This window comes from Kitasatospora sp. NPDC057512, assembly GCF_042802135.1.
GTDB lineage: Bacteria > Actinomycetota > Actinomycetes > Streptomycetales > Streptomycetaceae > Kitasatospora.
On sequence record NZ_JBHVET010000217.1, the window covers coordinates 1 to 11,486 of the forward strand.

6 protein-coding genes are annotated in these 11,486 nt (G+C 74.8%); all 6 read left to right on the forward strand.

What is annotated here, in order from left to right:
- Positions 1-46 precede the first annotated feature (46 nt).
- The 6 genes from ACFU6K_RS16630 (at position 47) to guaA (ending at position 11,404) form a co-directional block, all read left to right on the forward strand.
- On the forward strand, positions 47-1,171 hold the full coding sequence (locus ACFU6K_RS16630; RefSeq protein WP_380663678.1) for a protein kinase: 1,125 nt from the start codon (positions 47-49) through the stop codon (positions 1,169-1,171).
- Positions 1,172-1,332: 161 nt separating this feature from the next.
- The gene (locus tag ACFU6K_RS16635) at positions 1,333-3,120 is read left to right on the forward strand and encodes a serine/threonine-protein kinase (RefSeq protein WP_380663680.1); all 1,788 of its coding nucleotides are present in this window, start codon (positions 1,333-1,335) and stop codon (positions 3,118-3,120) included.
- 96 nt (positions 3,121-3,216) lie between these two features.
- A complete protein-coding gene (locus tag ACFU6K_RS16640; RefSeq protein WP_380663681.1) occupies positions 3,217-4,848 on the forward strand; it encodes a succinic semialdehyde dehydrogenase in 1,632 nt (543 codons plus the stop codon).
- Positions 4,849-4,943: 95 nt separating this feature from the next.
- Entirely contained in the window at positions 4,944-6,776 is a 1,833-nt protein-coding gene (locus ACFU6K_RS16645; RefSeq protein WP_380663683.1) for a GMC oxidoreductase, read from the forward strand.
- A gap of 333 nt (positions 6,777-7,109) precedes the next feature.
- Complete coding sequence (locus tag ACFU6K_RS16650) at positions 7,110-8,810, forward strand: proline-rich domain-containing protein (RefSeq protein ID WP_380663684.1); 1,701 nt, start codon at positions 7,110-7,112, stop codon at positions 8,808-8,810.
- A 998-nt stretch (positions 8,811-9,808) separates the two neighbouring features.
- Positions 9,809-11,404, forward strand: coding sequence for a glutamine-hydrolyzing GMP synthase (gene guaA / locus ACFU6K_RS16655; RefSeq protein ID WP_380663686.1), 1,596 nt, complete (start codon positions 9,809-9,811; stop codon positions 11,402-11,404).
- Positions 11,405-11,486 lie beyond the last annotated feature (82 nt).

Consider the following 11,486-nt stretch of genomic DNA (forward strand, 5'->3'; position numbering starts at 1 on the left):
CCTGGCAGCCGCTCAGTAGGCTGCTCGGTGAGTGAGAGGAACTGGCATGCGAGGCGGCCCCGGTCAGTTGCTGGCGGGGCGGTACCGGCTGACGGACCGCCCCGAACCGTTGCGCGCCCAGGCGGTGGACGAGCGGACCGGTGAAGCGGTGCTGCTGAGCGCCCTGGAGCTGCCGGGGGTGCTGACGGCGGGACAGGACCCGGAGGCCGCCGCCGCGGCGCAGGCGGACCGGATGGTGCGCCGGGTGGCGGCGGTCGGTTCGACCGCGCCGGTCGCGCACCCGCGGCTGCTGCGCGGGGTCGGCGCGTTCGTCGAGGGCGAGCTGCTGTGGACGGTGGAGGAGCGGCCGGTCGGGCGGACGGTGGCCGAGCTGCTCGCCGAAGGGCCGCTGCCGCCGTACCGGGCGGCCGAGTTGGCGGCGGACCTGGCCGGCGCGCTGCGGGCGCTGCACGCGGCCGGGCTGACCCACGGCGCCCTGACCGCGGAGGCGGTGCTGGTCTGCGAGGACGGCGCGGCGATGCTCGGCGGGCTGCTCGCCGGAGTGGCCGAGGAGGCGCTGGCCGAGGAGCTCGGCGGGCCGGGCGGGCGGCGCCGCTACGAGGTGCGGGCGACCCTGGTCGGCCCGGTGGCGGAGCGTTGGCCGCTGGACGGCGGCCCGGCGGGCGACTGCTGGGCGCTCGGGGTGCTGGTGCACCGGCTGGTCACCGGCCGCTCGCCGTACCCGGAGCGGGACGTGCCGGAGCTGGTGACGGCCGTACGGGACGGGCGGCGGGAGCCCTCGGTGGTGTGCGGGCCGCTCGCGCCGCTGGTGGAGCGGCTGTTGCAGCCCGATCCGGCGCTGCGGCCGATGGCGGAGGCGGTGCGCGGGGAGCTGGCGGGGCTGCTGGCGGGTGCGCCGGAGCCGGTCGACGGGGAGGCGGAGGAGCGGAGCCGGGCCGGCGGGGGGCCGGTGCCGGAGACGTCGGCGGTGCCGCGTGGGCGTAGTGGGAAGGCCGTCGGCTCCAGGGCCGGGAGGAGTGCCCGAAAGGGCCGGAACGGTGGGGACTTGGGGGCAGGGAGCGGGGCGAAGCCGCCCCGGATACCGCCCGCCCTGTGGGGCCCGCTGCTGGTGGGCGGAGTGTTCGTGCTGCTGGTGCTGGGAATCGTCGCGGTGGTCCTGTTCGCAGGCTGACGGCCCGCCCGGATTCCGTTCCACCGGTCCGGGGGGTGGGCGTGATTACCGGGGGCGGCAAGGTGCGCCTAATGTGTGCGTGGGATTTGTTCGAACAGTGGTCTGCACCAGGCCCTCCGTCGCGGTGACGGCAGGCGGAATGTGTGGGGGAGCGGGCGCAGATGGGCGTGCAGGACCGGCCGGAGGCGGCCGAGGCGGAGCGTTTGCTGGCCGGGCGGTACGAGCTCGGCGAGCGGCTCGGCCGGGGCGGCATGGGCACCGTCTGGCGGGCCTGGGACCGGATGCTCGACCGCGAGGTCGCGGTCAAGGAGCTGACCGTCAACCACCTGCCGGAGGAGGACCTCCAGATCCTGCACACCCGGATGAAGCGCGAGGCCAGCGCGGCCGCGCGGATCAAGCACCCCGGCGTGATCACCGTGCACGACGTGCTGGAGCAGGACGGCCGGCCGTGGATCGTGATGGAGCTGGTCGACGGCCGCTCGCTGGCCGACGTGATCAGCCAGGACGGCACCCTGCAGCCGCGCGCCGCCGCCGAGGTCGGCAGCCAGGTGCTGGCCGCGCTGCACCGCGGCCACCAGCTGGGCGTGCTGCACCGGGACGTGAAGCCGGCCAACGTGCTGCTGGAGCGCGGCACCGGGCGGGTGGTGCTGCTGGACTTCGGCATCGCGAAGTACGAGGGCTCGACCGAGCTGACCCGGCCGGGCGACCTGGTCGGCTCGCCGGACTACCTGGCGCCGGAGCGCGCCCAGGGTGAGCGGCCCGGTCCCGCCTCCGACCTGTGGGGCCTCGGGGCGACGCTGTACGCGGCGGTCGAGGGCCAGTCGCCGTTCCGGCGGGACTCGCCGATCACCACGCTCGCCGCGGTGGTCGACGAGCCGCTGCCGGAGTCGCGGCGGGCCGGGCCGCTGGGGCCGGTGCTGGCCGCGCTGATGGCGAAGGACCCGGCCGAGCGGCCCACCGCGGACGAGGCGGCCGCGATGCTGGCCGAGGTGCAGGCCGGGCACACGATGGGGCTGAAGTCGGTCCCGTCGGTGCGTACGCCCACCCGGTCGGTGCCGGTGGTGGACCGCAGTGATCGCCCGGTGGCCGTGGCGGAGCCGGCCGAGGGCTCCGAGGAGCCGACCGAGCCGAAGGCCTCCGGGGTCGCCGTCCCCGCTGGCCCTGCTGTGCCGGCCGCCCCTGTCGTCACCGCTGTTCCCGACGCGCCCGCCGAACCGGACACCGCCGGGGGCGCGCAGGACCTTGCCCGGGCGCACACCGGGCCCGTCGCGCCGGTGCCGCACTCCATCGCGCCGGAGCGGGGACCGGCCAAGCGCCGCAACCTGCTGAAGATCGTCGGCATAGCGGTGGCCGTCGGCCTGCTGGCCGCCGCGGGCACCTTCCTGGTCACCCGGCACGTGGTCGGCGGCGACACCCCCGAGGACCCGACGCCGACCGCCGCCGAGTCCACCGGACCGGAGCCCACCAGCGACGCGACCCCCGCGGTGGCGCCGCCCAGCGGCTACCACTGGGTCGACGACCCGGCCGGCTTCCGCTTCCCGCTGCCGAACGGCACCCCGTCCTGGCAGCGGATCAGTGCCGGGGACAACCAGATCTACTACAGCCCCGACGGCAAGGTGCACTACCTCCAGTTCGCCGTCACCGTCGGCCAGTCGGTCAAGCCGCTGGAGCACATGCGGCAGATGGAGACCACCGTCGCCAAGTCGCTCAAGGACTACAAGCAGCACCGGATGGCCAGCACGGCGGTGAAGGGCCAGGAGGCGGCGGTCTGGGAGTTCAGCTACCTGGCCAAGGAGGGCGGCCGCCGGCGCGCGATCGAGACCGAGTTCATCAGCCAGGACGGCACCAGCTACGCGATCTACTCGTCCAGCCCGGAGCGGGGCAACGAGTGGAACGAGGCCGAGCAGCGCTTCTACGCGGTGCTCAACAACTTCGCCCCGGCCCGCTGACCGGGCCGGGCGGGGGCGCCCGCTTTCGCCCGACTGCGGCAGATTCTTGTTACCGACGGGTACCGGACCGGCCGCCGAACGCCTAGGCTGCGCCGTATGTCGGACCTCACAGCAGACGCAGTGGCCACCGAACACTCCGGCGCCGGCAACCCGGCGGCCCCCGGCGGCGGCCGGACCGTCGCCGCGGCCGTCCCGCCGTCCCTGGTCGCCAGGCTGGCCACCGGCGTCACCGCCACCGGTGAACCCGACCTGGTGGAGACCGTCGCCCCGCTGACCGGCGAACGGCTGGCCAGCCTGCCGCGGTCCACCCCGGCCGACGTCGAGGTCGCCTTCCAACTGGCCCGCCGCGCCCAGTCGGCCTGGGCCGCGCTGCCGGTGCGCCGCCGGGCCGCCGTCCTGCTGCGCTTCCACGACCTGCTGCTCAAGCGGCAGGACGAGGTGCTGGACCTCGTCCAGGCGGAGACCGGCAAGGCCCGGCTGCACGCCTTCGAGGAGGTGCTGGCCGTCGCCATGGCCGCCCGGCACTACGGGCGGGCCGCGCACGGGTACCTCAAGGACAAGCGGCACGGCGGCGCGCTGCCGGTGCTCACCCACGCCGTCGAGGCCCGCCGCCCCAAGGGCGTGGTCGGCCACATCTCGCCGTGGAACTACCCGCTGGAGCTGTCCGTCGGCGACGCCCTGCCGGCCTTCGTGGCCGGCAACGCGGTGGTCAACAAGCCCGACACCCAGACCGCGCTGACCGCGCTGTGGGCCCGCGAGCTGCTGGTCGAGGCCGGGCTGCCCGCCGACCTGTGGCAGATCGTGATCGGCGACGGCCCGGTGATCGGCCCCGCCGTGGTGGAGCACGCCGACTACGTCTCGTTCACCGGCTCCACCCGCACCGGCCGCGACGTCGCCCAGCGCGCCGCCGCCCGGCTGGTCGGCGCCTCGCTCGAACTCGGCGGCAAGAACGCCATGCTGGTGCTCGCCGACGCCGACCTCGACGCGGCCGCCGCGGGCGCCGTACGGGCCTGCTTCTCCTCCGCCGGACAGCTCTGCATCTCGATCGAGCGGCTGCTGGTGCACCGCTCGGTGGCCGACGAGTTCCTGGAGCGCTTCGCCGCCCGCACCCGGGCGCTGCGCCTCGGCGGCGGCCTCGCGTACGGCGCGGACATGGGCTCGCTGGTCTCCGCCCGCCAGCTGGAGACCACCACCCGGCACGTGGAGGAGGCGGTCAAGGCGGGCGCCACCGTGGTGGCCGGTGGGCGCGCCCGGCCGGACCTCGGCCCGCTCTTCTACGAGCCGACCATCCTCGACGGCGTCACCCCGGACATGGCGGTCTGCGCCGAGGAGACCTTCGGCCCGGTCGTCTCCCTCTACCGCTTCGACACCGAGGAGGAGGCGGTGGCCGCCGCCAACTCCACGCCGTACGGCCTGAACTCCAGCGTCTGGACCAGGGACCTGCGGCGCGGCCGGACGGTCGCGGCCCGGCTGCGCACCGGCACGGTCAACGTCAACGAGGCGTACGCCGCCGCGTACGGCTCGGTCGGCTCGCCGATGGGCGGCATGGGCGACTCCGGGCTGGGCCGCCGGCACGGCGCCGAGGGCATCCTGCGCTTCACCGAGGCGCAGACCGTCGCGACCCAGCGGCTGATGCCGATCGCGCCCTCGTTCGGCCTGGACGACAAGCAGTTCGCCGCCCTGATGACCGGCGGGCTGCGGGCGCTCAAGGCGCTGCGCTTCAAGTAGGCCCCCGCATGACGGACCTCGGGCCCCGCACCTGCGGCGGGGCCCGGTTTCGCGGTACCCACAGGCAGGTTCACCCGGTGAAGGAGCGGTGGCAGATGGTGCAGTCCGGCGGTGCGGCGGAGTTCGACTACGACGTGGTGGTGGTCGGGTCCGGCTTCGGCGGTTCGGTCGCGGCCCTGCGGCTGACCGAGAAGGGCTACCGGGTCGCCGTCCTGGAGGCCGGACGGCGCTTCGACCGGGACGAACTGCCCAGGAACTCCTGGGACCTGCCGAACTACCTGTGGGCGCCGGCGCTCGGGCTGTACGGCATCCAGCGGATCCACCTGCTGGCCAACGTGCTGATCCTGGCCGGTGCCGGGGTCGGCGGCGGCTCGCTGAACTACGCCAACACCCTGTACGTGCCGCCGAAGGCCTTCTTCGAGGACCGCCAGTGGCGCCACATCACCGACTGGCAGCAGGAGTTGGCGCCGTTCTACGACCAGGCGCAGCGGATGCTCGGGGTCCGGCTCAACCCGACCCTCACCCCCTCCGACGTCCACCTCAAGGCGGCCGCCGAGCGGATGGGCGTCGGCGACACCTTCCACATGGCGCCGGTCGGGGTCTTCTTCGGCGACGGCGAGGACGCTGGGGGCACCTCCCGGACGGAGTCTGGGGGAGGCACGGCCAAGGCGGCCCCCGGGGGCGAGGTCGCCGACCCGTACTTCGGCGGCGCCGGCCCGGCCCGCAAGGCCTGCGTGGAGTGCGGCGAGTGCATGACCGGCTGCCGGCACGGCGCCAAGAACATGCTCACCGAGAACTACCTGTACCTGGCCGAGCGGGGCGGGGCGGAGATCCACCCGCTCACCACGGTGGCCCGGATCCGGGAGATCGAAGGGGCCGACGGGAGCAGCGGCTACGCGGTGGACGTGCGCCGCACCGACGCGCGGTCGAGGACCGACCGGGTGAAGGCGGGCGCGCGGACCGTCACCGCGGCCCGGGTGGTCGTCGCGGCCGGCACCTACGGCACCCAGTCGCTGCTGCACCGGATGCGGGACGGCGGCCACCTGCCCCGGATCTCGGCGCGGCTGGGCGAGCTGACCCGCACCAACTCGGAGGCCCTGGTGGGCGCGCAGACCACCGACCGGCGCTACGGCACCAAGGCGGACTTCACCAAGGGCGTGGCGATCACCTCCTCGATCCACCCGGACGCCAACACCCACATCGAACCGGTCCGCTACGGCAAGGGCTCCAACGCGATGGGCGCGCTGTCCATCGCCCAGGTCAGGGGCGGTGGGGCGGTCCCGCGCTGGCTGCGCTACCTGGGCAACACGGCGCTCCACCCGGTGACCTTCGCCCGCTCGATGAACCAGCGCCGCTGGTCCGAGAAGACGATCATCGGCCTGGTGATGCAGTCGCTGGACAACTCGATCACCGTCTCGCTGAAGAAGGGCCCGCTCGGCAAGGCCCGGCTCACCTCCGGTCAGGGCCACGGCGAACCCAACCCGACCTGGATCCCGGCGGCGGAGCGGGGCGCCCAGGCGCTGGCCGACGAGATCAACGGCTTCCCGGGCAGCACCGTCGGCGAGATCTTCGACATCCCGATGACGGCGCACTTCCTGGGCGGCTGCCCGATCGGCGACGCCCCCGAGACCGGCGTGGTGGACCCGTACCACCGGCTGTACGGCTACCCCGGGATCAGCGTGGTGGACGGTTCGGCCGTCTCCGCCAACCTGGGCGTCAACCCCTCGCTCACCATCACCGCGCAGGCCGAGCGCGCCATGTCGATGTGGCCGAACAAGGGCGAGGCGGACCCGCGCCCGGCCCAGGGCGGGGAGTACCTGCGGGTGGCGGCGGTGGCGCCGGCCCGGCCGGCCGTGCCCGAGGGTGCGTTCGGCGCGCTGCGGCTGCCGCTGCTGCCCGTCCCGGAGGTCCCGAAGAAGCGCGGCTGAACCCGGCCCGACGGGCCAATCCGCCTGCCCCGGTTCCCGGTTGACATCCGTTCGGGTCCGATGGGATAAACGGGCTCCCTGGAGCGGCCAGGGACTCGTCGAGCGGGGGGAACGCGGGCCATGGCCAACTGCACATCGTGCGGGGCGACTTCGGAGGAGGGGGCGCCCGCCTGCGGGTCGTGCGGTCGGCCGTTCGCGCCTCCTGCCCCGGCGGCCGCCGTCCCGCCCGCCGTCCCGCCCGTCCCGCCGCCTCCGCCGGGTGCCGCTCCGCCCGTCCCGCCGCCACCGTACGGACCGCAGCCCGGGTACGGACCCCAGCCCGGGTACGGGCCGGTGGCCGCGGCCCCGCCGGCCCTGGGCAGCTGGGGCGCCGGGCAGGCGTACGACAGGCAGCCCGCCCTCCAGCGCCTGCTGACCGCCGCGGACTGGCGCCCGGCGGTCAAGGCGGCCGTCGCGCCGACCCTCGTCCTGCTGGCCGCCGCGCTGATCGCGGCGATCCCGAGCGACTACCAGTACGAGTACCGGTTCCAGTCGGCCGGCTTCGGCGAGCGCTTCGGCTCGGCGGTGTCGATGGCCCTGAACGCGCTCGGCGCACCGTTCCGGCTCGGGTACCAGAGCCCGCTGTCCCACGACCGGACCGACCGGCTGGAGATCGCCCTCCGGGTGCTGCCGATGACCGTCACCGTCCTGTGGTGCCTGGCGCTCTGGCTCGGCCTGCGGGCCGGGCTGCGCCGGCGCAAGGCCGTGCTGGGCCAGCTCACCCGGGGCCAGGCCGCCGCCGAGGCGCTGCGCACCGCCCTGGTCCTCGCGGCGGTGAGCGGGCTGCTCGGGCTGCTCGGCGGCACCGAATGGAACCCCTCGGGCCGCGCCGCGAAGCCCGACTACTTCGGCGACTTCGGCTCCGGCGGCCAGAAGTCCGGCCAGCCGCTGATCACGGCGGACTCCGGCTGGCTGGAGGCGGTCGCCTGGACCGCGGTGCTGGCCGGCCTGCTGGCCTTCCTCGTCCACGGCACCGACGCGCTGCGCTGGGCCGCCTGGCGCAGCCGCTCGGTGCGCGGCTGGGCGGTGTCGGCGCTGGCCGCCGGCCAGGCGCTGGCGGTCACGGTGGGGCTGTCCTCGGTGACGGCCTTCGTCCTGGTCGCGGCCACCAGCGAGAGCGGGGCGCAGACCGGGATCTCGCTGGCCTTCCTGCCCAACCTCGGCCTCAACCTGCTCGGCTTCGGCTCGGGGGCGACCTTCCGGGCGCACTCCGGCCTGTCCGGCACCGACGGCTCCCGCGGCGACTCCTCCTGGGGCGACCGCAGCAGCGAGACCGACTTCTCCTTCTTCGACCTGCACGACCTGACCGGCGACTGGCGCTGGGCCGGGCTGCTCGCGCTCGTCTCGGCGGCCCTGCTCGGCCGGGTGGCGTTCCGGCGGGGGCTGGACGCGGCCGACCGGCTGCGCCTGGCCGCCGTGCACGCCGGGGCGCTCACCCTGCTGATGACGGTCTCCGGCGTGCTGATGACGCGGACCACGTCCAGTTCGGGCTGGATCGGCTCGGCGCGGATGGAGATCTCCCAGGAGGAGTCGGGCGGGTTGGCGTTCGTGAGCGTGCTGGTGGCCAACGCGGTCTGGGCGCTGGCCGGCGCGCTGCTGGTGCCGCCGCTGCTGGCGGCCTTCCGCGGCCGGGGCGCGGGCGCGCCGCAGGGCGCCGTGCCGTACGCCGAGTCCCCGTTCGCCCCGGGGCGGGGCACGGTTCCCCATCCTGCGGTGCCGCCGGAGGTGCCGTACGCGACGCCGCCGTACGGCGTCCCGGCTCAGGGCGTTCCGCCGTACGGCGTCCCGGCACACGGTGTTCCGGGGCACGGCGTGCTGCCGCAGCCCGCCGCGCCGCAGGACGCGCCGTTCGCCCCCGGGGCCGGGGTGAGCGAGGTGCTCGGCTCGCACGAGGAGCCGCCCGCCCCGGCCGGCGGGACGCCGGTGGCCGGCGCGGTGCCGCCGCCTCCGGCCGAGGAGCCGGTCGACCCGAGCGTGTGGCGCGAGCACCCCTGAGCGAGCACCCCTGAGCGAGCACCCCTGAGGAAGAGGAAAGGGCAAAGGGCCCCGCGGGGGAACGGGGCCCTTTGTCGTTCAGCACTCGGCGTCAGGGCCGCGCCGGTGCTGGGGTGACGGCGCCGGGGGAGGAGCGCCGTCGGGTCGGTCGGCTTCGGGGCGCGCCGCGGGGCTCCGGCGTGGGTGGCCGGCCGCGCGGGGCGCGCACGCCCGTGCGCGGTGGCTCGGCGCACAGGTCTGCGCCGGTCCTACGCTCACGGAGCGTGAACTGAGGAACCGCTGCCGCCTTCCGTGGCGCGGCTGCGGAGAACGCCGTCACGGGCCCCCTCGGTGAGCCGTGAGGCGCCGGGAGAACCGCGTACAACGAGCATCGTGCTGGACGGAGGGCTCGCTCTGCAACCGGTTCGGCACAGTTCGGCACAGAGCATTTCCTGCCGGGGCCGCCGCCGATGATCACGGTGCGTAGTGGTCTGGATGGTTGTGGCGCACGGGGACGCGCGTAGCGGCACGGGGCGAAGGGGGGAGTGCGCCCGGGCGCGCACCGGACCGGACCGGGGTGCGACGGCCGGCCCCGGGCGTCCCCGGACTCCGGCCGTCCCACCTCTCGGCCCAGTCGCGGCCGGGGTCGCTGTCCCCTGCTGGCCGGCCGCGGCACCCGCGCACGGTCCCACGGTGCCGCGCGCCCGGCGGGCCGGGCGGCGGCACCACGTGCGCCGGTGGACTGGGATGGAACTCCACGCGTGGTCCTGCTGCCGTACGGCGGTGCCCCCGCGGGGGCGGGCGGCGCGTCTGGCGGACGCGGCGCGGCCGTACGTTCGTAGGAAGCAACGAACCGCCGCCCCGCCCGGTCACGGTCGTTCGGACGGGCAGACGAGTGAAACCGGACAGCCCGGTAGAATCGGTGTCCAGACACCCCACACCGTCCGCCGCAGCCGCAGCCCCCCGCCGGGGAGGCGGTCACGCGCGGGCACCTCGATACCGCTGCCGGAAGGCCGTCTGTGTCCTCTGCAATTCCCGTCCAGTCCGCGCCGGACAACGACCCCGTTCTGGTGGTCGACTTCGGCGCCCAGTACGCCCAGCTCATCGCCCGTCGGGTGCGTGAGGCGCGGGTCTACAGCGAGATCGTGCCGAGCAGCATGCCGGTCGCCGAGATGCTCGCCAAGAACCCCAAGGCGATCATCCTCTCCGGCGGCCCGTCGTCGGTCTACGAAGAGGGCGCGCCGCAGATCGACCGCGCGATCTTCGAGGCCGGTGTCCCGGTCTTCGGCATGTGCTACGGCTTCCAGCTGATGGCCAAGACCCTCGGCGGCACCGTCGACAACAACGGCGCCCGCGAGTACGGCCGCACCCCGCTGACCGTCTCCCGCAGCGGCTCCACCCTGTTCGAGGGCATCCCGGCGCAGCACTCGGTGTGGATGTCGCACGGCGACGCCTGCTCGGCCGCCCCGGAGGGCTTCGCCGTCACCGCCTCCACCGACCTGGTCCCGGTCGCGGCCTTCGAGAACGACGAGGCCCGGCTGTACGGCGTCCAGTACCACCCCGAGGTGCTGCACTCCGACCACGGCCAGCAGATCCTGGAGCACTTCCTCTACCGCGGCGCCGGCATCGCCCCGACCTGGACCACCGGCAGCGTGGTCGAGGAGCAGATCGCCCTGATCCGCGAGCAGGTCGGCGACAAGCGCGCGATCTGCGGCCTGTCCGGCGGCGTGGACTCCGCGGTCGCGGCTGCCCTGGTCAACAAGGCCATCGGCGACCGTCTGACCTGCGTCTACGTCGACCACGGCCTGATGCGCAAGGGCGAGACCGAGCAGGTCGAGAAGGACTTCGTGGCCGCCACCGGCGTCCAGCTGAAGGTGGTCGACGCCTCCGAGCGCTTCCTGAACGCGCTGAAGGGGGTCAGCGACCCCGAGGAGAAGCGCAAGATCATCGGCCGGGAGTTCATCCGGGTCTTCGAGCAGGCCCAGGCCGAGATCGTCGCCGAGGCCGGCGAGCACGGCGAGTCGGTCGACTTCCTGGTCCAGGGCACCCTGTACCCGGACGTGGTGGAGTCCGGCGGCGGCGAGGGCACCGCCAACATCAAGTCCCACCACAACGTCGGCGGCCTGCCCGAGGACCTCCAGTTCCAGCTGGTCGAGCCGCTGCGCAAGCTGTTCAAGGACGAGGTCCGGATGGTCGGCCAGGAGCTGGGCCTGCCGGAGGAGATCGTCCAGCGCCAGCCGTTCCCGGGCCCGGGCCTGGGCATCCGGATCGTCGGCGAGGTCACCAAGGAGCGTCTGGACCTGCTCCGCGACGCCGACGCGATCGCCCGCGAGGAGCTGACCGCGGCCGGTCTGGACCGCGAGATCTGGCAGTGCCCGGTCGTGCTGCTCGCCGACGTCCGCAGCGTGGGCGTGCAGGGCGACGGCCGCACCTACGGTCACCCGATCGTGCTGCGCCCGGTCTCGTCCGAGGACGCCATGACCGCCGACTGGTCGCGCCTGCCGTACGACGTGCTGGCGAAGATCTCCACCCGGATCACCAACGAGGTCCGCGACGTGAACCGCGTCGTCGTCGACGTCACCAGCAAGCCGCCGGGCACCATCGAGTGGGAGTGACCGCTCCCGCCGGCCGCCGGGGCGCTTCTTCGCCCTGAGGCCGATGCCTGAACGGCCGCGCCGTCGTTCCCGTACTGAAGGG

What these genes read in the sequence shown, in the direction of transcription:
- ACFU6K_RS16645 (WP_380663683.1), top strand. Translation starts at nt 4,944, where the DNA reads ATGGTGCAGTCCGGCGGTGCGGCGGAGTTCGACTACGACGTGGTGGTG.
- ACFU6K_RS16635 (WP_380663680.1), top strand. Translation starts at nt 1,333, where the DNA reads ATGGGCGTGCAGGACCGGCCGGAGGCGGCCGAGGCGGAGCGTTTGCTG.
- ACFU6K_RS16630 (WP_380663678.1), top strand. Translation starts at nt 47, where the DNA reads ATGCGAGGCGGCCCCGGTCAGTTGCTGGCGGGGCGGTACCGGCTGACG.
- ACFU6K_RS16640 (WP_380663681.1), top strand. Translation starts at nt 3,217, where the DNA reads ATGTCGGACCTCACAGCAGACGCAGTGGCCACCGAACACTCCGGCGCC.